22 protein-coding genes, 5 tRNA genes and 2 pseudogenes are annotated in these 23,836 nt (G+C 70.1%); 16 read left to right on the plus strand and 13 right to left on the minus strand.

Annotated features, from left to right (window positions below):
• Positions 1 to 173: 173 nt before the first annotated feature.
• The 9 genes and pseudogenes from QMZ92_RS12690 to QMZ92_RS12730 form a co-directional block, all read right to left on the minus strand.
• Positions 174 to 488 (minus strand): annotated as a pseudogene (locus QMZ92_RS12690) (GTP-binding protein); the annotation flags it as partial.
• A 17-nt stretch (positions 489 to 505) separates the two neighbouring features.
• Positions 506 to 997 (minus strand): annotated as a pseudogene (locus QMZ92_RS12695) (GTP-binding protein); the annotation flags it as partial.
• Positions 978 to 1,547 (minus strand): DUF742 domain-containing protein, encoded by a 570-nt coding sequence (locus QMZ92_RS12700; RefSeq protein ID WP_283297456.1) that lies wholly within the window; start codon positions 1,545 to 1,547, stop codon positions 978 to 980. The pseudogene QMZ92_RS12695 and the gene QMZ92_RS12700, both read right to left, overlap by 20 nt.
• A gap of 96 nt (positions 1,548 to 1,643) precedes the next feature.
• The gene (locus QMZ92_RS12705) at positions 1,644 to 2,057 is read right to left on the minus strand and encodes a roadblock/LC7 domain-containing protein (protein ID WP_030980891.1); all 414 of its coding nucleotides are present in this window, start codon (positions 2,055 to 2,057) and stop codon (positions 1,644 to 1,646) included.
• Positions 2,058 to 2,067: 10 nt separating this feature from the next.
• Positions 2,068 to 5,418, minus strand: coding sequence for a nitrate- and nitrite sensing domain-containing protein (locus tag QMZ92_RS12710; RefSeq protein ID WP_283297457.1), 3,351 nt, complete (start codon positions 5,416 to 5,418; stop codon positions 2,068 to 2,070).
• A gap of 338 nt (positions 5,419 to 5,756) precedes the next feature.
• Positions 5,757 to 6,338: a GTP-binding protein gene (locus QMZ92_RS12715; RefSeq protein ID WP_283297459.1), complete on the minus strand. Its 582-nt coding sequence runs from the start codon at positions 6,336 to 6,338 to the stop codon at positions 5,757 to 5,759.
• A complete protein-coding gene (locus QMZ92_RS12720; protein WP_093653512.1) occupies positions 6,319 to 6,726 on the minus strand; it encodes a DUF742 domain-containing protein in 408 nt (135 codons plus the stop codon). The genes QMZ92_RS12715 and QMZ92_RS12720 overlap by 20 nt, the downstream gene beginning before the upstream one ends.
• 154 nt (positions 6,727 to 6,880) lie before the next feature.
• Complete coding sequence (locus QMZ92_RS12725) at positions 6,881 to 7,294, minus strand: roadblock/LC7 domain-containing protein (protein ID WP_138057401.1); 414 nt, start codon at positions 7,292 to 7,294, stop codon at positions 6,881 to 6,883.
• Between the two features lie 9 nt (positions 7,295 to 7,303).
• Positions 7,304 to 10,729 carry a sensor histidine kinase gene (locus tag QMZ92_RS12730; RefSeq protein ID WP_283297462.1) on the minus strand — a complete coding sequence of 1,142 codons (3,426 nt, stop codon included), beginning with the start codon at positions 10,727 to 10,729 and terminating at the stop codon, positions 7,304 to 7,306.
• A gap of 562 nt (positions 10,730 to 11,291) precedes the next feature.
• On the opposite strand from QMZ92_RS12730, the gene QMZ92_RS12735 reads away from it, so the two are divergent.
• From QMZ92_RS12735 to QMZ92_RS12775, 9 genes are all read left to right on the plus strand, one after another.
• Positions 11,292 to 11,468, plus strand: coding sequence for a hypothetical protein (locus QMZ92_RS12735; RefSeq protein WP_283297464.1), 177 nt, complete (start codon positions 11,292 to 11,294; stop codon positions 11,466 to 11,468).
• Positions 11,469 to 11,548: 80 nt separating this feature from the next.
• Positions 11,549 to 12,343 (plus strand): fumarylacetoacetate hydrolase family protein, encoded by a 795-nt coding sequence (locus QMZ92_RS12740; protein WP_283297465.1) that lies wholly within the window; start codon positions 11,549 to 11,551, stop codon positions 12,341 to 12,343.
• A complete protein-coding gene (gene gltX, locus QMZ92_RS12745; RefSeq protein WP_283297467.1) occupies positions 12,336 to 13,850 on the plus strand; it encodes a glutamate--tRNA ligase in 1,515 nt (504 codons plus the stop codon). The genes QMZ92_RS12740 and gltX overlap by 8 nt, the downstream gene beginning before the upstream one ends.
• A 206-nt stretch (positions 13,851 to 14,056) precedes the next feature.
• The gene (locus QMZ92_RS12750) at positions 14,057 to 14,779 is read left to right on the plus strand and encodes an HAD family hydrolase (protein ID WP_283297469.1); all 723 of its coding nucleotides are present in this window, start codon (positions 14,057 to 14,059) and stop codon (positions 14,777 to 14,779) included.
• A 90-nt stretch (positions 14,780 to 14,869) separates the two neighbouring features.
• Positions 14,870 to 14,941 (plus strand) — tRNA-Gln (locus tag QMZ92_RS12755).
• Between the two features lie 21 nt (positions 14,942 to 14,962).
• Positions 14,963 to 15,035: transfer RNA gene (locus tag QMZ92_RS12760), tRNA-Glu, on the plus strand.
• Positions 15,036 to 15,123: 88 nt separating this feature from the next.
• Positions 15,124 to 15,199 (plus strand) — tRNA-Glu (locus QMZ92_RS12765).
• 18 nt (positions 15,200 to 15,217) lie between these two features.
• Positions 15,218 to 15,289: transfer RNA gene (locus QMZ92_RS12770), tRNA-Gln, on the plus strand.
• 28 nt (positions 15,290 to 15,317) lie between these two features.
• Positions 15,318 to 15,390 (plus strand) — tRNA-Glu (locus QMZ92_RS12775).
• 70 nt (positions 15,391 to 15,460) lie between these two features.
• Here QMZ92_RS12775 and QMZ92_RS12780 read toward each other — a convergent pair.
• Positions 15,461 to 16,099 carry a MerR family transcriptional regulator gene (locus QMZ92_RS12780; protein WP_283297601.1) on the minus strand — a complete coding sequence of 213 codons (639 nt, stop codon included), beginning with the start codon at positions 16,097 to 16,099 and terminating at the stop codon, positions 15,461 to 15,463.
• A gap of 83 nt (positions 16,100 to 16,182) precedes the next feature.
• Between QMZ92_RS12780 and QMZ92_RS12785 the strand changes: the two genes are divergently transcribed.
• Positions 16,183 to 16,668 carry a DUF4188 domain-containing protein gene (locus QMZ92_RS12785; protein ID WP_283297471.1) on the plus strand — a complete coding sequence of 162 codons (486 nt, stop codon included), beginning with the start codon at positions 16,183 to 16,185 and terminating at the stop codon, positions 16,666 to 16,668.
• A gap of 146 nt (positions 16,669 to 16,814) precedes the next feature.
• On the opposite strand, the gene ndgR is transcribed toward QMZ92_RS12785, so the two are convergent.
• Positions 16,815 to 17,528 (minus strand): IclR family transcriptional regulator NdgR, encoded by a 714-nt coding sequence (ndgR, locus tag QMZ92_RS12790; protein WP_138052959.1) that lies wholly within the window; start codon positions 17,526 to 17,528, stop codon positions 16,815 to 16,817.
• A 176-nt stretch (positions 17,529 to 17,704) separates the two neighbouring features.
• Between ndgR and leuC the strand changes: the two genes are divergently transcribed.
• The 4 genes from leuC to QMZ92_RS12810 all read left to right on the plus strand — a co-directional run bounded on the left by leuC (position 17,705) and on the right by QMZ92_RS12810 (position 20,852).
• Positions 17,705 to 19,138 (plus strand): 3-isopropylmalate dehydratase large subunit, encoded by a 1,434-nt coding sequence (gene leuC, locus QMZ92_RS12795; RefSeq protein WP_283297472.1) that lies wholly within the window; start codon positions 17,705 to 17,707, stop codon positions 19,136 to 19,138.
• A 5-nt stretch (positions 19,139 to 19,143) separates the two neighbouring features.
• Positions 19,144 to 19,737, plus strand: a complete 594-nt coding sequence (gene leuD / locus QMZ92_RS12800) for a 3-isopropylmalate dehydratase small subunit (protein WP_283297474.1) — start codon at positions 19,144 to 19,146, stop codon at positions 19,735 to 19,737.
• Positions 19,738 to 19,841: 104 nt separating this feature from the next.
• Positions 19,842 to 20,069: an SCO5555 family protein gene (locus QMZ92_RS12805; protein WP_093653521.1), complete on the plus strand. Its 228-nt coding sequence runs from the start codon at positions 19,842 to 19,844 to the stop codon at positions 20,067 to 20,069.
• Between the two features lie 171 nt (positions 20,070 to 20,240).
• The gene (locus QMZ92_RS12810) at positions 20,241 to 20,852 is read left to right on the plus strand and encodes an HU family DNA-binding protein (protein WP_283297476.1); all 612 of its coding nucleotides are present in this window, start codon (positions 20,241 to 20,243) and stop codon (positions 20,850 to 20,852) included.
• An 89-nt stretch (positions 20,853 to 20,941) separates the two neighbouring features.
• Here QMZ92_RS12810 and QMZ92_RS12815 read toward each other — a convergent pair whose 3' ends face one another.
• Both QMZ92_RS12815 and cofC read right to left on the minus strand, forming a co-directional pair.
• A complete protein-coding gene (locus tag QMZ92_RS12815) occupies positions 20,942 to 21,145 on the minus strand; it encodes a hypothetical protein (protein WP_283297478.1) in 204 nt (67 codons plus the stop codon).
• Positions 21,146 to 21,242: 97 nt separating this feature from the next.
• Positions 21,243 to 21,884 (minus strand): 2-phospho-L-lactate guanylyltransferase, encoded by a 642-nt coding sequence (cofC, locus tag QMZ92_RS12820; RefSeq protein ID WP_349307723.1) that lies wholly within the window; start codon positions 21,882 to 21,884, stop codon positions 21,243 to 21,245.
• A 159-nt stretch (positions 21,885 to 22,043) separates the two neighbouring features.
• Here cofC and QMZ92_RS12825 point away from each other — a divergent pair, with 159 nt between their 5' ends.
• Positions 22,044 to 22,796 (plus strand): lysophospholipid acyltransferase family protein, encoded by a 753-nt coding sequence (locus QMZ92_RS12825; RefSeq protein ID WP_283297482.1) that lies wholly within the window; start codon positions 22,044 to 22,046, stop codon positions 22,794 to 22,796.
• On the plus strand, positions 22,793 to 23,830 hold the full coding sequence (locus QMZ92_RS12830; protein WP_283297484.1) for an NAD(P)H-dependent glycerol-3-phosphate dehydrogenase: 1,038 nt from the start codon (positions 22,793 to 22,795) through the stop codon (positions 23,828 to 23,830). The genes QMZ92_RS12825 and QMZ92_RS12830 overlap by 4 nt, the downstream gene beginning before the upstream one ends.
• Positions 23,831 to 23,836: the final 6 nt, after the last annotated feature.

The following is a 23,836-nucleotide window of genomic DNA, read 5'->3' on the forward strand; positions in this document are numbered from 1 at the left end:
CCGGGAACGGACGGGGCCTTCGCCTTTCTCCGTCCCGCCCTTCTCCGCCCCCGCCGGGGGCCCGATGGGAGGAAAGACCCCGGGCGGCGGCACGGGAAGGCCCCGTACACCGTCACACGTGACGGTGTACGGGGCCTTCCCGGGGACGGGACGGGCGGTACGGCCGGGCGCGCCTACCGCAGGCGTGCCATGAGTGCGTGCTCGACGAGGGTGATGAGGGCGCTCTTGGCGTCGGCGCGGTGGCGTGCGTCGGTGGTGATGATCGGGGCGTCGGGGCCGATCTGGAGTGCTTCGCGGACTTCGTCGGGAGTGTAGGGCTGGTGCCCGTCGAAGCCGTTGAGGGCGATGACGAACGGGAGGCCGCTGTTCTCGAAGTAGTCGACCGCGGGGAAGCAGTCGGCGAGTCTGCGGGTGTCGACGAGGACGACGGCGCCGATGGCGCCGCGGACGAGGTCGTCCCACATGAACCAGAAGCGGTCCTGTCCGGGGGNACGAACGGGAGGCCGCTGTTCTCGAAGTAGTCGACCGCGGGGAAGCAGTCGGCGAGTCTGCGGGTGTCGACGAGGACGACGGCGCCGATGGCGCCGCGGACGAGGTCGTCCCACATGAACCAGAAGCGGTCCTGTCCGGGGGTGCCGAACAGGTAGAGGATCAGGTCCTGGTCGAGGGTGATACGGCCGAAGTCCATGGCCACCGTGGTGGTGGTCTTGTCCCCGGTGTGGGTGAGGTCGTCGATGCCGGCCGACGCGGACGTCATCACGGCCTCGGTACGCAGCGGGTTGATCTCCGAGACGGCGCCGACGAACGTGGTCTTGCCCACGCCGAATCCGCCCGCCACCACGATCTTCGCGCTGGTGGTNGCCTCGGTACGCAGCGGGTTGATCTCCGAGACGGCGCCGACGAACGTGGTCTTGCCCACGCCGAATCCGCCCGCCACCACGATCTTCGCGCTGGTGGTTGAGCGGGCTGCACCGCCGCTAGAGCTTGCGAAGTCCACTGAGCACCCTTTCGAGCAGTGTCACGTCTGGCTGGCCGCCGGCGGACTCGTCGCCGCCGGGCTGGTGGATGGCGACGAGTCCGGCCTCGGCCAGGTCGGCTACGAGGATCCGGGCGACGCCGAGGGGGATGGAGAGAAGTGCCGAGATCTCGGCCACCGATTTGATCTCGAAGCACAGCCGGCAGATCCGCTGGTGCTCGGGCAACTGCCCTTGCAGCCGCGCGGGATCGGCCGTGGTGCTGACCAGCGCCTCGATGGCGAGCTGGTAGCGGGGCCGGGTCCGGCCGCCGGTCATCGCGTACGGACGCACCAACGGATTGTTGCTGCCCGACGCGGGCGCCGGCTCCGGGGCCCGGCGGGGAGCCACCGGCTGGCTCCGGGGGCCCTGCGGCTGGTTGTACGACGGGTCGTACGGCTGCTGCGGCCGCTGGTAGGGCTGGGGACCGCCGCCTCTGCTCGGTGTAGAGGGGAAGTTGAAGCGGTTCTGAGCGTGCTCACCCGGAGACTGCCGAGCCCCGTCGTATGGGTGTCCGCTTGGGGGTGTTGCCACGATTCCTCCTCCGAGTGCCGTACGCCGGTCCGTGTCCCTGTGGAGCCGCGCCACCGCACCCTATGGTGCGGTGGCGGCAAACGCACTGCCGTTCAGCTAGTTGAGAAGACTTCCCTGGAGTTCGGCCCGCAGGTCCGGGGTGAGGACGGTGCCGGCACGGTCGACCAGGAGGGCCATCTCGTAGCCCACGAGGCCGATGTCGGCGTCCGGGTGGGCGAGCACGGCCAGCGAGGAGCCGTCCGAGATGGACATGATGAAGAGGAAGCCACGCTCCATCTCCACGACGGTCTGATTGACCGCGCCGCCTTCGAAGATCCGGGAAGCCCCCGCGGTCAGCGAGGTCAGACCCGACGCGACCGCCGCCAGCTGGTCGGCTCGGTCACGCGGAAACCCTTCGGACATCGCCAGCAGGAGTCCGTCGGCGGAGACCACCACGGTGTGGGACACCCCGGGGGTGTTGTCCACGAAGTTGGTGATCAACCAGTTCAGATTCTGCGCCGCCTGGCTCATCGGGCTCACACTAACGCTCCTGGTTGTAGGTACTGCCCGGGCCGAAGCCCGATCCGTTCGTGTCCGTTCCCGCGCTGCGTCCCTGCTGGACACCGCGCCGCAGGTTGCTCAACCTGCCGCGCACATCCTCAGGGGCGCGGGACACCTGAGGGCCGTTCTGCGGGGTCTGCTCGGCCGTACCCTCGATCAGATTGGCCTTGGGGACCCGGCGGGGCAGCCCGGACGAGGTGACTCCGCCGGCCGCGGGCTTGCGGAGCTTCTCGGCCCGCTGCCAGCGCTCGTCGTTCTTCGAACGCCACTCGCCGGAGCCGTCCGTCTCCGTGTCCCCGCCCTGGGCGGCCTGGGGCGCCTGGGGGGCCTGCTTGGCCTGTCCCGACGTCCGGCCGCCGCCGCTGGAGGACTGCCACTGCGACTGTCCCTGCTGCGGCTGTCCCGGCTGACCGCTGCCGCGACGCGGCAGACCGGCGTCGGTCAGCTGGTGGCCGGAGCCGTTGGCCGGATCCGGACGTTCGAAGCCTACGCGGTCGGCGCCGTTCGCGGGAGCGGAGGGAGCAGATTCCGTATCCGCTCGGTACTCCGGCTCGTACGCACCCTGGTAGGTGTTCTGGTCCGCCCACTCTCCCTGGTCGGGCTGGGAGGCGTACCCGTTGTCGTACTGCGGTGCGGAGTCCTGCGAGCCATCGTACGAGGCTTCCGCATAGGCCTGCTCCTGGTGCTCCGGGTAACCGCCGGAAACCTGAAACTCGCCGGTGCTGTCGTACCCGTTGGCTTCGTAGCCGTTCTCCTGGAAGCCGCCGGTCTCGTACCCGTTCTGGTCGTAGCCGTTCTGGTCGTACCCGTTCCGGTCGTACCCGTTCTGGTCGTACGCGGGCTGCGGCTCCTGTGCGTAGCCCTGCTCGTACTGCTCCTCGGCGTAGCTCCCCTGATCGGCGTAGGGCTGATCGGGCTCGTCGCGGAACATCGGGCGGTCGTCGCCTGTCTGCGCCTCCAGCGCCGCACGGCGCTCCTCGCGCATCAGCGAGCGGTTGACCGGGTCCAGCTGCCGGGGCTCGGCGGGCTGGTCCTCGTAGCGGGAGTCGTCGAAGCCGAGTTCCGCAGCGGTGCGCATCGGCGCCGCCTCGAAGGACTGCTGAGTCGGGATCATCTGGGAGACGGTGAAGTCGTCCTCGGGGAGCGCCTCGCCGCCGCCACCGTGGGTGATCGCGTCCGGGAGCATGACCAGCGACGTCGTGCCGGCCTGCTCGCCCGAGGGGCGGAGCTGGACACGGATGCCGTGCCGGTCGGAGAGACGGCCGACCACGAAGAGGCCCATGCGCTGCGAGACGGCGGCGTCCACGGTCGGCGGGTTGGCCAGCTTGTGGTTGATGTCGGCGAAGTCCTCGGCGGTCAGGCCGATGCCCTTGTCGTGAATCTCGATCATGACCCGGCCGTCGGGCAGCCGGGTCGCGGTGACCCGGACCTTGGTCTGCGGCGAGGAGAACGACGTCGCGTTCTCCAGCAGCTCGGCGAGTAGGTGCACGAGGTCGGTCACGGCCTGGCCGTGGATCTCGGTCTCCGGCACGCCGGTCAGTTCGATGCGCTCGTAGGACTCCACCTCGGAGGAGGCGGCGCGGAGCACGTCGACCAGCGGCACCGGCTGGTTCCAGCGGCGGCCGGGCTCCTCGCCGGCGAGGACGAGGAGGTTCTCGCCGTTGCGGCGCATACGGGTCGCCAGGTGGTCCAGCTTGAAGAGGTTCTCCAGCTGGTCCGGGTCGGCCTCGTTGTTCTCCAGGTCGGTGATCAGGGTCAGCTGGCCCTCGATCAGCGACTGGTTGCGGCGCGACAGGTTGGTGAAGATCGCGTTGACGTTGCCGCGGAGCAGGGCCTGCTCGGCGGCGAGCCGTACGGCCTCGCGGTGCACCTGGTCGAAGGCTCGGGCGACCTCGCCGATCTCGTCCTTGCTGTCGATCGGGATCGGCTGCACACGGGTGTCGATCCGGCCGGGCTCGGTACGCGAGAGCTGGTCGACGAGCATCGGCAGGCGCTGCTCGGCGATGCCGAAGGCGGCGGTGCGCAGCTGACGCATCGAGCGGCTCATCTGGCGGGCCACCATGCCGGCCAGGATGAACGCGGCGAGCAGGGCGATGACGACGATCAGGCCGTTGACGACGGCGTCGGCCTTGGCGTCGTCGGAGATCTGGGCGGCCTCGGACACGGCCTTGTCGACGAGCTCCCTCTCGACCTCGCTGTAACCCTCGAACTTGGCGGTGGCGGCGGCCATCCAGATCGGCTGGGTGACGCCCTGCTCCGCGAGTTCGTCGGGGTCGGCACCGGTGCTGATCGCACCGACCATGCCGCCGAGGACAGAGCCGTCCTCGTCCTTCGGCGGAGGCTGGATGTCCTGGCCGGCGGCGGCGGCCTCGGCCACCTTGGCGGCCAGTGCCTTCTGGCCCTCCTCCGTCTTCCTGGCCATGACCTCCTTCAGCCGGTCCACGTCGGCCTGGGTGCCACCGGACTGGTACTCGCCGAGGGCGATGCCCTCCAGGTAGGCGTAGGAGGTGAAGGCGATGGTCTGGCCGGCCCTGATGTCCTTCTTCTCGCTCGGGCGGATGAGCAGCTCGGTACCGATGGAGCGCTGCAGCGACTCGGCGGCCTTGGCCAGCTGGATGGCGTACACCATCCGGCCGTAGCTCGTGACGTTGCCCGTGCCGAGGCCGAGCTCGTTGGCGAACTCCATCAGGTAGTGCTGAACGCCGACGTAGCTCTCCTGAGTGGCGACGGGGCCCCGCTCGTCGTCACTCGGGTCGTCCGGGTCGTCGCCCTCCGACTTGGTGGGCGTCTCGAACGGGACGGTGTAGGCGACCTCGCGAAGCTTCTCGAGGGCCGGCTCCGCGGCGCGGAAGAGGTTCAGGCGCCGCTCGAGGCCCTCCTTCTGCGGCATGTCCTTGACGGCCTCGTCGAACTTGGCCTTGGCCGCGTCCGTGGCGGCCCTGGCCTCCGTGACGACCCTGTTCTGACTGTCGCCCTTCAGCAGGGGCTCCGCCGTGAGGTCCCGCTCGTTGAGGAGGGCCTGGCCGTACTCCGAGGCGGCGCGCACGATGAGCGCCGTCTTCTCGGCGTCCTGGGCCTCGTTCCAGGTGTCGATCGACCCCTTCACCTGGAATCCGCCCATGACGAGGCCGACCAGCACGGGTATGAGGAGGATCGCGTTCAGCCGGGTCGGCACACGCCAGTTGCGCGGCGACAGCCTGCTGGAACTGCCACCGGTGGTGGGGGGCTCCACGGGCTGCTGCGCATCCGCAGGCGACGCCGCTGCGCGCGGGGGCGGGGTGAAGTTGCCCCGCGACTGCTGTTCCGCGGAGCTCGTCTTGCTTCGCCTCACTCGACCAACAACCTCTCGGCATCGGCACCTAGGTTGTGCCGATTATTGTTCAGGGCCGTACTACTCATGAGTTCGTTGATTTCAGCACGCCAAGGGGGTCGGCTCCAAACAGCGGGAACCGGCAGATCCGCACTCTCCGAACCGGAGATATAACGGGCATAAAGAGCTACCCCCGGCAAAAAGGGGGTCCTGCGTGAGCACAGCGATACCAGCCGGATGCATCGGGTGTCCGAACCCCGAGAATTCTCTGTCGAAACGTTATGAACATGGAGGCGGACCGTGTCAAAGAGACACGGCCCGCCCATGAAAGGTCTACGACAACTTCCGTACGCCCACTTCTACTTGAGACGTGCCATGAGTGCATGTTCCACGAGGGTGATGAGGGCGCTCTTGGCGTCGGCGCGGTGGCATGCGTCGGTGGTGATGATCGGGGCGTCGGGGCCGATCTGGAGTGCTTCGCGCACCTCCTCCGGCGTGTACGGCTGGTGTCCCTCGAAGCCGTTCAGAGCCACCACGAACGGGAGGCCGCTGTTCTCGAAGTAGTCGACCGCGGGGAAGCAGTCGGCGAGTCTGCGGGTGTCGACGAGGACGACGGCGCCGATGGCGCCGCGGACGAGGTCGTCCCACATGAACCAGAAGCGGTCCTGTCCGGGGGTGCCGAACAGGTAGAGGATCAGGTCCTGGTCGAGGGTGATACGGCCGAAGTCCATGGCCACCGTGGTGGTGGTCTTGCCCCCGGTGTGGGTGAGGTCGTCGATGCCGGCCGACGCGGACGTCATGACCGCCTCGGTACGCAGCGGGTTGATCTCCGAGACGGCGCCGACGAACGTGGTCTTGCCCACGCCGAATCCGCCCGCCACCACGATCTTCGCGCTGGTGGTCGACCGGGCCGCACCGCCGCTAGAGCTTGCGAAGTCCACTGAGCACCCTTTCGAGCAGTGTCACATCCGGCGTTCCGCCGGCCTCTCCGTTGCCCGGCTGGTGGATCGCCACCATGCCGGCCTCCGCCAGGTCCGCCACCAGGATCCGCGCCACACCCAGCGGCATCGACAGCAGCGCCGAGACCTCGGCCACGGACTTGACCTCCCGGCAGAGGTGGCAGATCCGCTGATGCTCGGGCAGGAGCGTCGACAGGTGCGCCGGGTCGGCAGTGGTACTGACCAGAGCCTCGATGGCGAGCTGGTAGCGCGGCCGGGTCCGGCCGCCGGTCATCGCGTAAGGACGCACCAGCGGCTGGTCGCCCTCATGACCGTAGTCGGTGTCGACGGGGACACCGTACGGATCGTGAGAGGCGGGGGGCGGGGTCATGAATCCTCCGGGCGTGACAGCAAGTGGTCGGCTGTGCCGTCTGACTGGGCCGGTGGGGGGCCGGATGGGCGGCCGGACGGTGAGTGGACGGGCGACGGATCACCGGGGTGTGCCTGGGGCGCACACCCTCGAACGGCGGGCTTTCTTGATGTTCCTAGTGGAGAAGGCTCCCTTGGAGTTCGGCCCGCAGGTCCGGGGTGAGGACGGTGCCGGCACGGTCGACCAGGAGGGCCATCTCGTAGCCCACGAGGCCGATGTCGGCGTCCGGGTGGGCGAGCACGGCCAGCGAGGAGCCGTCCGAGATGGACATGATGAAGAGGAAGCCACGCTCCATCTCGACCACCGTCTGATTGACCGGGCCGCCTTCGAAGATCCGGGAAGCCCCCGCGGTCAGCGAGGTCAGACCCGACGCGACCGCCGCCAGCTGGTCGGCTCGGTCACGCGGAAACCCTTCGGACATCGCCAGCAGGAGTCCGTCGGCGGAGACCACCACGGTGTGGGACACCCCGGGGGTGTTGTCCACGAAGTTGGTGATCAACCAGTTCAGATTCTGCGCGGCCTGGCTCATCGGGCTCAACTAACGCTCCTGCTGGTGAGTGGGGCCGACGTTGAAGCTGCCGGTGTTTCCGGAGCCGCCCGCCTGACGCCCCTGCTGGATGCCCCGACGGAGATTGGTCAGCCGGCCCCGTACGTCGTCCGGCGCACGGGACACCTGCGGACCGGTGTGGTGGGTCTGATCCTGCGCGGTTCCCGGCACGAGGTTGGCTCGCGGGACCCGTCGGGGCAGACCCGAGGTGGTGACACCGCCGGCCGCGGGCTTGCGTACCCGCTCGGCCTGGCGCACCAGCTCGTCGTTGGGCGAGGTCCGCCAGGAGGCGGCACCCGCGTTGTGCTGGCCGCCCTGACCCGGCTGGCCCTGGCCGGCCGCGGGGCGGCGCGGCGGGCCCGACGGAGCGGGGCGCCCGGCCGGCTGCTGCGGTGCGGCCGGGGACTGCGCGGCGCCGTCGGCACCGCCGCCCTGGTTCTGGTGGAACCAGTTCGTTTCCAGCGTGTCGTACAGCGGTGTACGGCCGTCGCCGGGACCGGACGCCGGCGGCAGCGCCTCGGGCTGCGGCTGCGCGGGCAGACTGCCCACGGCCGGACGCGGCGCGCCGAAGTCGGCACCGCCCTGGCGCGGACGCGGTGCTCCGGGCCGGCCCTGGCCCGCCGCGGGCGGACGCGGGGCGTTGAAGTCGGGACGCGCGAACTGCTCGGTGGCCGCGGGGTCCTGGGCCTGCGGACGGCCTCCGTGGCCGTCGTCGTGGTGGGCACCGGGTCGTGCGTACTGGCCGGTGGACTCGGGGTCCTCGTGGCCGCGCGGCGTGTCCTGGGCGGAACGCGGCTGCTCGCCACCCCAGCCCGCGGGCTGGGGGCGCTGCTGCCGGCCGCCGTTGCCGGGCAGTTCGGCACTCGGGCCGCTGTTGCCGGGCTGCGCCGGGCGGCCGGAGTTGCGGCCCCGGTCGCCCTGGCCGCGGTCCTGCGCACCCGGTCCGGCCGGTCGGCCGCGCCCGGCATCGGCGCCGAACGCGCTCGCGGCAGCGCCGCCCTGGCGGGAGAAGTCCTGCTGAGCGGGATCCTGACCCGGGCCGCCCTGCTGCGGGCCGCTCTGGAACGGACCGCCGTCGCGGCCGGGAAGCGCCGCACGCGCGGCCGGTCCCGTGCCGACCTGCCCGCGCTGTCCGCCGAGGCCCGGACGTCCGCCGCCGGCCGCACCGGGCCCGCCGGTCAGACCCCGACCACCGCCACCGCCGGCCGGAGCCTGCGGTGCGCCGTTCTGCCCGCCCGCACCGGGCTTGCCCGGTGCCTTCTTGCCGCCGTGGGCGACATCGACGGGGAGCATGACCAGCGCGGTCGTGCCACCGGAGTCGGAGGGGCGGAGCTGGATCCGGATGCCGTGCCGCAGGGACAGGCGGCCGACCACGAACAGACCCATGCGGCGGGAGACCGAGACGTCCACGGTGGGTGGCGACGCCAGCCGCTCGTTGATCGCGGCGAGGTCCTCGGGGGAGAGGCCGATGCCGGTGTCGTGGATCTCGACGAGCACCCGGCCGTCGGGCAGGGCGTGACCGGTCACGCGCACCTTGGTCTGCGGCGAGGAGAACGACGTCGCGTTCTCCAGCAGCTCTGCGAGGAGGTGCACGAGGTCGTTGACGACGCGGCCCGCGACCTCGGTCGCCGGCACGGCGGCCAGCTCGATGCGCTCGTACTGCTCCACCTCGGAGGCGGCGGCACGGAGCACGTCGACCAGCGGGACGGGCCGGGTCCAGCGGCGGCCCGGCTCCTCGCCCGCGAGGACGAGGAGGTTCTCGCCGTTACGGCGCATACGGGTCGCGAGGTGGTCCAGCTTGAACAGGGAGGACAGCTGGTCCGGGTCGGCCTCGCGGGACTCCAGCTCGGAGATGAGCGACAGCTGACGCTGGATGAGACCCTGCGAACGGCGCGACAGGTTGGTGAACATGGCGTTGACGTTGCCTCGCAGGAGCGCCTGTTCGGCGGCGAGGCGGACCGCCTCGCGGTGCACGTCGTCGAAGGCCGCGGCCACCTTTCCGATCTCGTCCCGGGAGTGCACACCCACGGACTCCACCGTGGTGTCCACGTCCTGCGGGTCGGCCTCGGACAGCTCCTTGACCAGCTCGGGCAGGCGTTCCTGGGCGACCTTGGTGGCGGTGTCCTGCAGCCGGCGCAGCGAGCGGATCATGGAGCGGGCGACGACGAAGGCGCCGATGAGCGACACACCGAGCACCAGCAGGATGAGCGCACCGTTGATGATGGCGTCCTGCTGCGACTCCTGCTTGAGCTCGCGGGCCTTGCTCTCCATCTCACCGAGAAGCGTCTTCTCGATGGTGTTCATCGCGTCGATCTTGGTGTCGGCCTGGTCGGTCCAGTCCTTGTAGCCGCGGCGTTCGGCGCTCGCGAGCCCACTGGGCCGGCTGAGCACGCGGATGGCGTAGTCGTTCGCCTCCTCGATCTCGGAGTTGCCGTCCACGAGGGGGGCGGTCAGCTCCTCGGCGTTGCCGCCGAGGGAGGCGTAGAGGCGCTTGAACGAGGCGAGGGCCTGCTTCTCGTTCTCGCCCGCGTCGTCGCCGGTGAGGCGGTCGTTCTCGCTCATGTCGCCGGCGGTCTTGGAGTTGGCCGGGAGCGCGGCCGCGATGATCGCGCGCTGGATCGACGCGTACTCCTTGGCGGCGGAGAAGGCCGCCAGGGCGCGGGTGCGCTTGATCATCTCGGGGTTGTTGGTCGCCTGGGCCATGTCCTGGGACAGGGTGAGCAGCGACGTGATCAGCCGGTTGTACCGGTTGACCGTCTGCGTGGTCGAGTCCTCGCCGTCGAAGGCAGTGCCCCGGATCTTGGCGATCGTCGTGACCTGCTGGGCGATCTGGCTGACGTTCGCGTGGATGCTCTCCAGCGCCTCGTCGCCCGAGGTGTCGCCGATGTCGACGGTCGCGGCCAGGAAGGACTGCCGGTGGCGGTCCGTCTCCGTGCGGGACTGGCTGACCTCGAAGGCCTCGGCGCTGCCGCCGTTCGACAGCGGGCCGGCGGCGTGGTCGCGCTCCTCCTGGAGCGCCTCGGCGAGGGCCGTGGCCTCCTTGGTGAGCTTGGTGAGCAGCTGCATGTGGTCCAGCTGCTCGATGTCGCTCATCGACTCGTTGATGCGCAGACCGCCCAGGGTGGTCGCGGCGACCACGGGGAGCGCGAGCAGGGAGACGAGCCGGGTACTGATGCGCCAGTTGCGCAGGGCGATACGGGAGCCCGTGTCGGTCGGGCCCTTGCCCTTGCCCTTGGGCCGGTCCGCCGGCTCCGCGGTGGCCGAGTCGGCGCCGGGGCGCGCTCCGCGGTCGCCGCTGTCGCCCGCCGGACCCTGGTTCTGGGTGTGCTGGGGCGAGGGCCCGCGGTCGCTCGCGCCGCGCGGCTCCTGTTCAGCGGCAGCTTCCCCTTGGCCCTGGCGGGCCTGGGGACGCCCCATGCCATCCCTCTTGAAACGTCCCTGCACTAGCGTCGCAACCTCTGGACCAGGCGTCCCCCCGCGGTACGGAAGGACGGTGTCGGCGTCGTAGGGGCGGTGGAGGCGCCCCCAGGTGGTCGTGGACCGGCGCTCTCCCCCTTCCCGCCGCCACTCGGCGCTGCGTTGCGCCCCCTGCGCGCCGGTCGGAGACCTGCGGCGGTGCGTGGAATTCCAGCACAGTGCCGGATCTCCAACAAGGGCCGTGTATCGGCCTGTGACCTGAGTGACACGTTGTGAGCGAGACGTCACGAGACGTAGAAAGTGATCGCGGAGAAATCGGGCGTTTATTCACGAGTCGCTTACGGGTGGGGGGTGTCCCAGTCGCGATGATCAGGAGCGGAATGGCTCATTCAGGTGCGCAATGTCCGTTTCTGAGTGGTGGTTTGGTTGACCGGAATGACGGAATTGCTCTTCAGGTCGTGAGCAAACTCACACGTAGATCGTTGGCTCTTCCGTCCATTCGCAGGGAAATCGCTGCTTAGCCTGACGCTTTACAAGCACCGGCACACTGACTAGGCGAGCGATGAAGACGACGATGCTGTTCCGTAACATAGCCAACCCCCGCCGCACGACCCTGGCGCACCTCGAGGACGCCGGTGAGCTGCAGCCGGAGGCTCAGCCGGAACCGTCCGCCGTGCTCCCCGCCCAGACGGCCAACCCCCGCCGCACGACGCTGGTGAACGCCCCCGCGGCGCTGTAATACGGCAGGTCGGGCCCCTCTCGCGCGTTAGCCTGGAGCGTCAGACTCCAGCCAGCGGAACAGAGGGGCGCGAGGCACCCGTGCGGATCGCCAGATTCTCCATCGACGGCAATGTCGCTTTCGGCGCGGTCGAGGGCGAGGGGACCGGCGATCCGGCCGGCCTCGTGCTCGACGTCATCAAAGGCATTCCCTACGGCGACTTCGAGCTCTCGGGCACGAAGATCCCCCTGAGCAAGGTCCGGCTGCTGCCGCCCGTCCTCCCGAACAAGGTCGTGGCCATCGGCCGCAACTACGCGGAGCACGCCGCGGAACTCGGCAACGAGGTCCCGGAGGCACCGGTGGCCTTCTTCAAGCCCACCACCTCGGTGATCGGCACCGGCGACGCGATCGAGTACCCCTCGTTCTCCGACGACGTGCACTACGAGGCAGAGCTCGCCGTCGTGATCGGCCGGTTGTGCCGTGACGTCCCGCGCGCCCGGGTCAAGGACGTCATCCTCGGCTACACCTGCGCCAACGACGTCACCGCCCGCGACGCCCAGAAGCGCGAGAAGCAGTGGGCCCGGGCCAAGGGCTTCGACACGTCCTGCCCGCTGGGCCCCTGGGTGGAGACCGGCATCGACCTGGCCCGTGCCGGCGACCTCACCATCCAGTGCACGGTCAACGGCGAGCAACGCCAGCTGGGTCGCACGAGCGACATGATCCGCTCCATCGAGGACCTGGTCGTCCACATCACCGAGGCCATGACGCTCCTTCCCGGAGACGTCATCCTCACCGGCACCCCCGCCGGGGTCGGCCCCCTCAACGTCGGCGACGAGGTCGCCGTCACCATCGAAGGCATCGGCACTCTCACCAACAAGGTGATCAAGCGTGGCTAACGGACCCTCCCCCAAGCTCTCGGCTCCGCTCGAGCAGGGGGTACCCCCTCGCGTACGATTCTGTCCCTCGCCGACCGGCAACCCCCACGTGGGCCTGGTCCGCACCGCCCTGTTCAACTGGGCGTTCGCGCGGCACAACCGGGGCACCATGGTCTTCCGGATCGAGGACACGGACGCGGCACGCGACTCCGAGGAGTCGTACGACCAGCTCCTCGACTCACTGCGCTGGCTCGGGCTCGACTGGGACGAGGGCCCCGAGACCGGCGGCCCGCACGAGCCGTACCGCCAGTCCCAGCGCATGGACATCTACCGGGACGTCGCCGAGAAGCTCCTGGCCGGCGGGTACGCCTACCGCTGCTACTGCACCGTCACCGAGCTCGACGAGCGCCGCGAGGCCGCCCGCGCCGCCGGCAGGCCCTCCGGCTACGACGGGCACTGCCGTGACCTGTCCGACGAGCGGAAGGCCGCGTACGAGCGCGAGGGCCGCGAGTCGATCGTCCGCTTCCGGATGCCCGACGAGCCGATCACCTTCACCGACCTGGTCCGCGGCGAGCTCACCTTCACCCCGGACAACGTGCCTGACTACGGCATCGTCCGGGCCAACGGCGCGCCCCTCTACACACTGGTCAACCCGGTCGACGACGCGCTGATGGACATCACCCACGTGTTGCGCGGCGAGGACCTGCTGTCCTCCACCCCGCGCCAGATCGCGCTCTACAAGGCGCTGATCGAGCTCGGCGTCGCCCACCGGATCCCGGCCTTCGGCCACCTGCCGTACGTCATGGGCGAGGGCAACAAGAAGCTGTCCAAGCGCGACCCGCAGGCATCCCTCAACCTGTACCGGGAGCGCGGCTTCCTGCCGGAGGGCCTGCTCAACTACCTCTCCCTGCTCGGCTGGTCGTTCTCCGCGGACCAGGACGTCTTCTCCCTCGCCGAGATGGTCGGGAAGTTCGACATCGCGGACGTCAACGCCAACCCGGCCCGCTTCGATCTCAAGAAGGCCGAGGCGATCAACGCGGACCACATCCGCCGACTGGACGTGAAGGCGTTCGCCGAGGCATGCGAGCCCTGGCTGCGCGCGCCCCACGCCAACTGGGAGCCCGCGGACTTCGACCAGGCCGCCTGGGAGGCGATCGCCCCTTACGCCCAGACCCGGCTGACCGTCCTCTCCGACATCACCGCCAACGTCGACTTCCTCTTCCGCACGGAGCCGGTCGAGGACGAGGCGTCCTGGCAGAAGGCGATGAAGGAGGGCTCCGACGCCCTGCTGCGCACGGCGCGGGCGAAGCTGGCGGCCGCCGACTGGTCCGGCCCGGAGGCGTTGAAGGACGCGGTCCTGGCGGCGGGTGAGGAACACGGCCTCAAGCTCGGCAAGGCCCAGGCGCCGGTCCGCGTCGCGGTCACCGGCCGCACGGTGGGCCTGCCGCTCTTCGAGTCGCTGCAGATCCTGGGCCGCGAGAAGTCGCTGGCGCGCATCGACGCGGCGCTGGCGAAGCTCGGAGCGTAACGCCGTCGCCGGACGCGCCCGGAGGGGCTACCGCCCCTCCGGGCGCGTCCGGCGACGGGGCGTCCTCTCGACGCCCCGCCCCGCCCCTGCCCCCGGCGACCGGCACCTCCGGCGGAGGAGCCGCATCCCTCCGCGAACCACCTGCAAACGGCGTCCTCTCCGCTTGCCCTGGGGAGGGAGTCACCCCTTCGGCGTAGCCTCGGACCATGCCGATCCGAGCCGTACTGTGGGACGTCGACGACACGATCTTCGACTACGCCGGAGCCGACCGCGTCGGCATGGAGCGCCATCTCCGGGCCGAGGGCCTTGACGAGGCGTACGAGTCCGTAGACGAGGCCCTCACGCGCTGGAAGGAGCTCACCCGGATCCACTGGCGGCGCTTCGAGGGCGGAGGAGTGGACTTCGAGGCCCAGCGGCGGGACCGGGTCCGGGACTTCCTCGGGGCGCCGGGTATGGGCGACGCCCGGGCGGACGAGTGGTTCGCCCGCTACGTCACCCACTACGAGGCCGCCTGGCAGCTGTTCCCCGACGCCGTGCCCGCCCTGGACACCCTGGCGGCCGGCTTCCGGCACGGTGTGCTCTCGAACTCCTCCATCCGCAACCAGCACCGCAAGCTCACCGTGCTGGGCGTGCGCGATCGCTTCGAGGCGGTCGTGTGCGCGGCCGAGCTGGGCGTCGCCAAACCCCGGGCCGCCGCCTTCCACGCCGCGTGCGACGCCCTAGGGCTGCCCCCGGGGGAGGTGGCGTATGTCGGCGACCACCCGGACATCGACGCGGTGGGGGCCGTCGCCGCGGGGCTGACCGGTATCTGGCTGGACCGCGCCGGACTGGGCGGCAGGCCGGAACTGATCCGGATCACCGGCCTGGGGGAGCTGCCCGCCCTGCTGCGGGCGGATACCCGTTTTGGAGCGCCGTCCTCCTTCAGGTAATGTTCTTCCTGCGCCGAGGGGAGCAAGCCGAAAGGCCGGACCCGGAAGCGCACAACCTGACAAGACCCCCGCAGGGGGGTTGAGTTTTGGTGGCCTATGGTGTAATTGGCAGCACGACTGATTCTGGTTCAGTTAGTCTAGGTTCGAGTCCTGGTAGGCCAGCTCGCAGAGCTCATCTGCAAAGCCCCCGTTGTGTAGCGGCCTAGCACGCTGCCCTCTCAAGGCAGTAGCGCCGGTTCGAATCCGGTCGGGGGTACAGATCCTTCCCGCGAGATCACCAGGGTCGCTCCCGGTGGCCTCGCAGTGACAAACATCCGGCTTCCGTCGGATGGGGATCGCCCAGGGCCCCCGTTGTGTAGCGGCCTAGCACGCCGCCCTCTCAAGGCGGTAGCGCCGGTTCGAATCCGGTCGGGGGTACCAACTGGTCTAAACCACCAGTGGCCTATGGTGTAATTGGCAGCACGACTGATTCTGGTTCAGTTAGTCTTGGTTCGAGTCCAGGTAGGCCAGCTGATCCGTTTCGATGGATCAAGATCTTGCCCCCGTTGTGTAGCGGCCTAGCACGCCGCCCTCTCAAGGCGGTAGCGCCGGTTCGAATCCGGTCGGGGGTACGTGACGAGGAGGCCCTCCCCAGCTGGGGAGGGCCTCCTCGCGTTTCCGGCGAGCCGTCTACCGCCGCGGTCAGCCGAAGCGCCGGTGGGACTCCTCGGCCTGGGCCAGCCTGCGCAGTCCGAGCAGTACCGGCTCGTAGAGCACGGTCAGCGCCACCGCCGCCTCCACCTGCTCCTCCCCGGGCTCGTACCGTTCCACCAAGTCCAGGTCGGCGACGGCCAGTTCGGCCGCGGTTCGGGCGTACGGCAGCAGCTGCCCCGTGCCGCAGGGATATCCGAGGCGCACCATCGTGGCGATGCCGGAGACCACCATCCGGTAGGCGGGTGACTGTGCGCCGACCTCCCGGCCGAAGGTCCAGCCCAGTTGTTCCAGCAGTGCGTCCGCGGTGCGGCGGGCCGTCTCCGCGGCCGGGTCGTCCTCGTCGGGCTCCGCGCCGTGCGGGATGGCCCAGACGGCGGCGCCGAGCCTCATGTGGGGGTCGAGGCCGTCGTCGGTGACGGCCGCCAGTACCTCGCGTGCGGTCGCCACCGGTATCCGGCCGACCTGGATCAGCGCACGGACGAGACGGAGCCGGCGCAGATGCCCCTCGTCGTACTCGGCCTGGGTGGCGCTGATCCGATGGCCCGGCGGCAGCAGCCGCTCGCGCAGGTAGTACTTGACCGTCGGTATCGGCACTCCGCTGCGTTCGCTGAGTTCCGCGAGTCTCATGCCCTTGCGCCTTCCCTTGGAGAGTGTCACTATCCAATCATGGATAGCGTAACTATCCAATCGGTGCTCAAGGAGGAAACGCGATGGGCAGCACACCGATCCAGGGCCGCATGACCGCCGACGCGCAGGGCGACGTGGTCGTCTTCCTCATCGGCATGCGCATCAACAGCTTCCGTTCGGTGCGGAGTTGGTGGCCGGTGTTCCGGGCCATGCCGCGGATGCTGAAGGAGTTGTCGAAGGACGAGGGCAGCGGACTGCTCGGCTACCAGTTGCTGCTGGGGGGTCCGCGCGTCCTCTGCATCGTCCAGTACTGGGACACCGAGGAGAAGCTGTTCGCCTACGCATCGGCCCAGGACAAGGAGCACCGCCCGGCCTGGGTGGCGTTCAACAGGCGGATGCGCGAGGGCAGGGGGAGGGTCGGCTTCTGGCACGAGACGTACATCGTGCCGGCGGGCTCGTACGAGAACGTCTACGTGAACATGCCCGCGTTCGGTCTGGGTGCGGCGAGCGGCGTCGTCCCGGTCGCCCGGCGCGGGGAACGGGCCGCGGAGCGCCTGCGCTCGGCGTGATCGCGGGGCGCCGGGTCTCAGGGGGCGCCGCGGGAGGGGCTCCCGTGGAGCCCTCCGGCGCCTCGGGCCGGCCTGCTCGGACTCCCGGGCCCCGCACCCGCCCCGCGCGGCGCCGGTGGGCGGGGCGGGTCCGGGGCCCGGCCGGGTCAGCCGCGGCGGAGGGCGTCGGAGAGGCGTGCCGCCGCGTCGATGACGGCCTGCGCGTGCATCCGGCCGGGGTGCCGGGTGAGGCGCTCGATCGGTCCGGAGACCGAGACGGCGGCGACGACCCGGTTCGAGGGTCCGCGTACCGGTGCCGAGACGGACGCGACGCCGGGCTCCCGCTCGCCGATCGACTGCGCCCAGCCCCGGCGCCGTACGCCGGACAGCGCAGTCGCCGTGAAGCGCGCCCCCTGCAGACCGCGGTGCAGCCGCTCCGGCTCCTCCCAGGCCATCAGGATCTGGGCCGAGGAGCCGGCCTTCATCGTGAGCGTGGAGCCGACGGGTACCGTGTCCCGCAGTCCGGACAGCCGCTCGGCGGCCGCCACACAGATGCGCATGTCTCCCTGCCGGCGGTAGAGCTGCGCGCTCTCGCCCGTCACATCGCGCAGGTGTGTCAGCACCGGCCCGGCCGTGGCCAGCAGCCGGTCCTCGCCGGCCGCGGCTGCGAGCTCCGCCAGGCGCGGGCCCAGGATGAACCGGCCCTGCATGTCCCTCGCCACCATCCGGTGGTGTTCCAGTGCCACGGCGAGGCGATGCGCCGTGGGCCGTGCGAGCCCTGTCGCCGCGACCAGCCCGGCGAGGGTGGCCGGACCGGACTCCAGGGCGCTCAGTACCAGAGCTGCCTTGTCGAGAACGCCGACGCCGCTAGAGTTGTCCATGCAACGATACTCACGTCTCACTCTGTGAAACGCAAGTTCAAATTCTCCGAGAAGTTGCGACTCTGGATGTGCGGCCGCACAAGGGCCCGCGCTCCCCGCCCGGCCCGGCATGCGGACGGCGGCGCAATCGATCTCTAGTTGGTGCCCGGCGACGCTGCCGGGCCGGAGGGAAAGCGATGGGTAGGACACTCGCGGAGAAGGTCTGGGACGATCATGTCGTCCGGCGCGTCGAGGGCGAGCCCGACCTCCTCTTCATCGATCTCCACCTCCTGCACGAGGTGACGAGTCCGCAGGCGTTCGACGGTCTCCGCCAGAACGGGCGCCGGGTGCGGCGGCTCGACCTCACCATCGCGACCGAGGACCACAACACTCCCACCCTCGACATCGACAAGCCCATCGCCGACCCGGTCTCCCGCGCCCAGCTGGAGACCCTGCGCAAGAACTGCGCCGAGTTCGGCGTCCGGCTGCATCCGCTGGGTGACGTCGAGCAGGGCGTCGTCCATGTCGTGGGGCCGCAGCTGGGTCTGACCCAGCCGGGCACCACCGTGGTCTGCGGCGACTCCCACACCTCCACCCACGGCGCCTTCGGCGCTCTGGCGTTCGGTATCGGCACCTCCCAGGTCGAGCACGTACTGGCCACCCAGACCCTGCCCATGGCCCGCCCCAGGACCATGGCGATCACCGTCGACGGGGAACTGCCCGACGGGGTCACCGCCAAGGACCTGATCCTGGCCATCATCGCCAGGATCGGCACCGGCGGCGGCCAGGGCTACGTCCTGGAATACCGCGGCCCGGCCATCGAGAAGCTCTCGATGGAGGCCCGGATGACCATCTGCAACATGTCCATCGAGGCCGGCGCCCGCGCGGGCATGATCGCCCCCGACCAGACCACGTTCGACTACCTGAAGGGACGCGACCACGCCCCGACGGGCGAGGACTGGGACGCGGCCGTCGCGTACTGGAAGACCCTGCGCACCGACGACGACGCGGTCTTCGACGCCGAGGTGTTCATCGACGCCGCCGAACTGGCCCCGTTCGTCACCTGGGGCACCAACCCCGGCCAGGGCGCACCGCTGTCCGGACACGTCCCCGACCCCGCATCGTACGAGGACGCATCGGAGCGTTTCGCCGCGGAAAAGGCCCTGGAATACATGGGGTTGACCGCCGGACAGGCGCTGCGTGACATCCAGGTGGACACCGTCTTCGTAGGCTCCTGCACCAACGGTCGTATCGAGGACCTGCGCTCGGCGGCGTCGGTCCTGGAGGGCCGCAAAGTCACCGACGGCGTACGGATGCTGGTCGTCCCCGGATCGGTCCGGGTCGCGCTGCAGGCCGTCGAGGAGGGGCTGGACAAGGTCTTCAAGGAGGCCGGCGCCGAGTGGCGGCACGCGGGCTGCTCGATGTGCCTGGGCATGAACCCCGACCAGCTCGCCCCCGGCGAACGCTCCGCCTCCACCTCCAACCGCAACTTCGAAGGCCGCCAGGGCAAAGGCGGACGGACCCATCTGGTCTCGCCGCAGGTCGCCGCCGCCACCGCGGTCCTCGGCCATCTGGCCTCGCCCGCCGACCTGACCGACGTGTCCGCCACCCCCACGCCCGCCGGAGTCTGACCACCATGGAAGCTTTCACCACCCACACCGGCCGGGCCGTGCCGCTGCGCCGCAGCAACGTCGACACCGACCAGATCATCCCCGCCCACTGGCTGAAGAAGGTCACCCGCGACGGGTTCGAGGACGGCCTCTTCGAGGCATGGCGCAAGAACGACGACTTCGTCCTCAACCAGCCCGAGCGGCAGGGCGCGACGGTACTGGTCGCCGGCCCCGACTTCGGCACCGGCTCCTCCCGCGAGCACGCCGTCTGGGCCCTGCAGAACTACGGGTTCAGGACCGTCATCTCCTCCCGCTTCGCCGACATCTTCCGCGGCAACTCCCTCAAGAACGGCCTGCTGACCGTGGTTCTCCCGCAGGAGACCGTCGACCGGCTGTGGGAACTGACCGAGGCCGATCCGGACGTGGACATCACCGTCGACCTGGAACGACGCCAGGTCCGCGCCCCAGGCGTCACCGCCGACTTCGAACTCGACGAGAACGCCCGATGGAGGCTGCTCAACGGCCTCGACGACATCAGCCTCACCCTTCAGAACGAAGCGGACATCGCGGCCTACGAAGTCTCCAGGCCGGCCTTCAAGCCTCGTACCATTGAGGTCTGAGCAGCGGTTTTCCCCGACTGCGCCCTCCACCGCCCGGTGGAGGGCGCAGTCGCATGTTGAGGCCCTGTGGGGCGACAACTCGCCCCAGATGGCACAATCGGTGCATGGAACGCGACAGCCAACTCGAGCTCTACGAGGCGGTCGCGGCCCGACTGAAGGAAGCACACACAAGGGTGCGCGAACTGCAAGTTCCGGAGGGCGTGCGGATGGCGCTGTCCCGGAAGCTGCTGGCAGTGACGGCCGTGGCGAAGCACGATCTCGCAGACGCCGCAAGGCGCCTGGACCGGTTGATGAAGGACCTCGATGAAGGTCGATTCCCCCAAGGTGACTGACCGCCCGGCGACTGGGTCGATATGCGGCGCGGTCGTGTGGCCGCGACGGTCGACTTCGTTGCGGCACTAGGGTGATTAGCCCGTTTCGTGTTTGATTTGCGGTATATATCTGCCTAACGTGCGAAATAGCTTGAACAGTTTCGTTCCGGCGATGTCTCCGAAGGGGAAGACGTGAACAAGGCGCAGCTCGTAGAAGCGATTGCCGACAAGATGGGCGGCCGGCAGCAGGCCGCCGAAGCTGTCGACGCGGTCCTCGACGCGATCGTCCGCGCGGTTGTCGGCGGCGACCGGGTTTCGGTCACCGGCTTCGGCTCGTTCGAGAAGGTGGACCGCCCGGCCCGCTACGCCCGCAACCCGCAGACGGGCGAGCGCGTACGGGTCAAGAAGACCTCGGTGCCGCGGTTCCGCGCGGGCCAGGGCTTCAAGGACCTGGTGAGCGGCACGAAGAAGCTCCCCAGGGGTGGCGAAGTGTCCGTCAAGAAGGCTCCGAAGGGCAGCCTGCAGATGGGCGCCGCCGCGAAGAAGGCGGCGGCGAAGAAGGCCACCGCGAAGAAGGCGGCGGCGAAGAAGACCACGGCCAAGAAGGCGGCGGCGAAGAAGACCACGGCCAAGAAGACCACGGCCAAGAAGACCACCGCGGCGGCGAAGAAGACCACCGCCAAGAAGACGGCGGCGGCGAAGAAGACCGCTCCCGCCAAGAAGGCGACGGCCAAGAAGGCGCCGGCGAAGAAGGCCACCGCGCGCAAGACCACCGCCAAGAAGACCACTGCCCGCAAGAAGTAAGCGGCGCACCAGTTCAGGGCCACTCACGCGACGGGCCGGACTCCCCTGGGGGAGCCCGGCCCGCGGCGTTCCCCCCGGCGGGGCGGCGGTCACAACGTCTGCAGGGTCACCAGCGTGATCCGGAGGGTGTCGCCCTCGCCCTCGGTCTCGATGCGCACCCGCTGGCCCGGGCGCAGCAGCCGCAGCCCTCCGGCGTCGAACGCCGCGGTGCCGAAGTCCACCGGAGTCCCGTCGTCGAGCAGCACGCTCCCGCTGCGGGTCACTGGGTCGTACGTGTACGCGGTCGCCTGCATGCCCCGAGCCTATCCGGCGCCCGTGACGGGCGTTCCGTCCGGGCCCGCCCGGGTCCAGCGCAGCCGGCGGCCCTCGGCGGGCGCCGGCCGCCGGGCTTCAGGAACTCCAGGCGAGGGGTGCCGTAGCGCACCGGGCCGCCGTTCGCGGGCCGACGCCCAGCGCGAGAGCGGCCCGCAGATCGCCACCCGTGTCCACGTCGCGGCGTATCGACTCCACCCCGTCCAATTCGATTTCCACGGCCCCCGAGGTCAAATGCCGCTGCCGTGAGTGCCCGCCGAATGCCGGACGCAATTCCGTGCCGGGCGCCGCCGACAGGAATGTCGTGCCAATTCCGGCGGCATCCGCCAGGAAAGCCCGGGGAAATTTCCGGGCGCTGGCGAGCACCCGTTCCAATTCGTCGGGGCGCAGCGCCGGGAGGTCCGCGTTGAGCGCGCCCACGGCCGCGGCCGGCCGGAGCGCGCGGACCTCGGCGGCCCCGTGGGCCAGCGCCGCGTTGAGCCCCGCGCCCGGCGAGTCCGGGACGACACGCGCGCCCAGGTCCGCCAGCTCGGCCGCCGCCAGCGGATCGTCAGTGACGACCACCACATCCCGCACCGTGCGGCAGGACAGCGCCCGGGAGACCGTGTCCTGTGCGAAGGCGAGCGCGAACCGCGGCCGCATCGCACCACCCGTGGCCTCCGACAACCTGCTCTTGGCCAGTGCGAGCGGTTTCAGGGGGACGACCAGTGACCAGTGCACGGGCCCATTGTCACCCGCGATCACGAACGTCCGGCGACCCGGCGTCGCAGGCGGGGCGTACGGTGTTCTCGACAGACCAGGGGCCTGGGGCGACACTTGACCCCCAGCAGCCGGGCGCCAGCCGGGCGGCAGTCAGGTCCAAACGAGGAAGGTGTCCGAGTGTCCCGCCGCAGAATCGGCTTCTGGTACCGCCTTGCTGCGGTCATCGCGAAACCGCCGCTGGTGGTTCTGTTCAAGCGGGACTGGCGGGGAATGGAGCACATTCCGGCCGACGGAGGATTCATCACAGCGGTGAATCACAACTCCTACCTGGATCCGCTCTCCTACGCCCACTACCAGTACAACACCGGACGCGTCCCGCGCTTCCTGGCGAAGGCCGGCCTCTTCAAGGGCTCCTTCGTGGGCACGATACTGCGCGGCACCGGCCAGATCCCCGTCTACCGGGAGACGACGAACGCCCTCGACGCCTTCCGCGCCGCCGTCGACGCCATCGAGCGCGGCGAGTGCGTCGCGTTCTACCCCGAGGGCACGCTGACCCGGGACCCCGAGATGTGGCCGATGGCGGGCAAGACCGGTGCCGCGCGCGTCGCGCTCCTCACCAAGGCGCCGGTCATTCCCGTGGCCCAGTGGGGCGCCAACATGGCGATGCCGCCCTACGCCAAGGAGAACAAGCTGCGTCTCCTCCCCCGGAAGACCCTGATCGTGCAGGCGGGGCCGCCCGTGGACCTCGACCGGTTCCACGGCATGGAGCCCACCCCCGACGTCCTGCGCGAGGCCACCGAGGTCATCATGGCCGCGATCACCGCGCAGCTGGAGGAGATCCGCGGCGAGAAGGCGCCGGCGACGCCGTACGACCACCGCCAGGCGCGGGCCGAACAGCGGCGCAGGGCCGCCGGGGAGGGGACCAAGTGACTCGTTCCGTCAAGGCAGCCGTCTTCGGTACCGGCTCCTGGGGCACGGCCTTCTCGATGGTCCTCGCCGACGCCGGCTGCGAGGTGACCATGTGGGGCCGCCGCGCCGAGCTCGTCGACGCCGTGAACGGCACCCGCACCAACCCCGACTACCTGCCGGGGGTCCAGCTACCCGAGGCGGTCCGGGCCACCACCGACCCCGCCGAGGCCGCCCGCGACGCCGACTTCACCGTCCTCGTCGTCCCCTCCCAGACCCTGCGCGCCAACCTCACGGAATGGGCGCCGCTGCTGGCCCCCGGCACCGTGCTCGTCTCCCTGATGAAGGGCGTCGAACTCGGTACTGCCAAGCGGATGAGCGAGGTCATCGAGGAAGTGGTCGCCAAGGCGCCCGCCGGGGGCACCCCGGACGAGGTCCGGGGGAGGGTCGCCGTCCTCACCGGGCCCAACCTGGCCAAGGAGATCGCCGACCGCCAGCCCGCGGCCGCGGTCGTCGCGTGCGCCGACGAGGGCGTCGCCCGGCGCCTCCAGTCCGCCTGCATGACCGCGTACTTCCGCGCCTACACCAACACCGACGTCGTCGGCTGCGAACTCGGCGGTGCGGTCAAGAACGTCATCGGACTGGCCGTCGGCATCGCGGACGGCATGGGCCTCGGCGACAACTCCAAGGCCACCCTCATCACCCGGGGGCTCGCCGAGACGACCCGCCTCGGCCTCGCCATGGGCGCCGACCCGATGACGTTCGCCGGCCTCGCCGGCCTCGGCGACCTCGTGGCCACCTGCTCCTCGCCGCTCTCCCGGAACCACACGTTCGGCACCAACCTCGGCCGGGGGATGACGCTCCAGGAGACCATCGCGGCGACCAAGCAGACGGCCGAGGGCGTCAAGTCCTGCGAGTCGGTTCTCGATCTCGCCCGCCGGCACGGCGTCGACATGCCCATCACCGAGACGGTCGTGTCGATCGTCCACGAGGGCAAGCCGCCGGTCGTCGCGCTCAAGGAGCTGATGTCCCGCAGCGCCAAGCCCGAGCGCCACTGAGGGAAG

This window comes from Streptomyces sp. HNM0645 (genome assembly GCF_030056615.1).
In the GTDB taxonomy this organism is placed as follows: Bacteria; Actinomycetota; Actinomycetes; order Streptomycetales; family Streptomycetaceae; genus Streptomyces; species Streptomyces marianii.

Coding starts and splice junctions, on each gene's coding strand:
- QMZ92_RS12705 (WP_030980891.1), bottom strand. CDS start 2,057: ATGAGCCAGGCGGCGCAGAATCTGAACTGGTTGATCACCAACTTCGTG.
- QMZ92_RS12720 (WP_093653512.1), bottom strand. CDS start 6,726: ATGACCCCGCCCCCCGCCTCTCACGATCCGTACGGTGTCCCCGTCGAC.
- QMZ92_RS12725 (WP_138057401.1), bottom strand. CDS start 7,294: ATGAGCCAGGCCGCGCAGAATCTGAACTGGTTGATCACCAACTTCGTG.
- QMZ92_RS12730 (WP_283297462.1), bottom strand. CDS start 10,729: ATGGGGCGTCCCCAGGCCCGCCAGGGCCAAGGGGAAGCTGCCGCTGAA.
- QMZ92_RS12735 (WP_283297464.1), top strand. CDS start 11,292: ATGAAGACGACGATGCTGTTCCGTAACATAGCCAACCCCCGCCGCACG.
- QMZ92_RS12750 (WP_283297469.1), top strand. CDS start 14,057: ATGCCGATCCGAGCCGTACTGTGGGACGTCGACGACACGATCTTCGAC.
- QMZ92_RS12780 (WP_283297601.1), bottom strand. CDS start 16,099: ATGAGACTCGCGGAACTCAGCGAACGCAGCGGAGTGCCGATACCGACG.
- QMZ92_RS12785 (WP_283297471.1), top strand. CDS start 16,183: ATGGGCAGCACACCGATCCAGGGCCGCATGACCGCCGACGCGCAGGGC.
- ndgR (WP_138052959.1), bottom strand. CDS start 17,528: ATGGACAACTCTAGCGGCGTCGGCGTTCTCGACAAGGCAGCTCTGGTA.
- leuC (WP_283297472.1), top strand. CDS start 17,705: ATGGGTAGGACACTCGCGGAGAAGGTCTGGGACGATCATGTCGTCCGG.
- leuD (WP_283297474.1), top strand. CDS start 19,144: ATGGAAGCTTTCACCACCCACACCGGCCGGGCCGTGCCGCTGCGCCGC.
- QMZ92_RS12805 (WP_093653521.1), top strand. CDS start 19,842: ATGGAACGCGACAGCCAACTCGAGCTCTACGAGGCGGTCGCGGCCCGA.
- QMZ92_RS12815 (WP_283297478.1), bottom strand. CDS start 21,145: ATGCAGGCGACCGCGTACACGTACGACCCAGTGACCCGCAGCGGGAGC.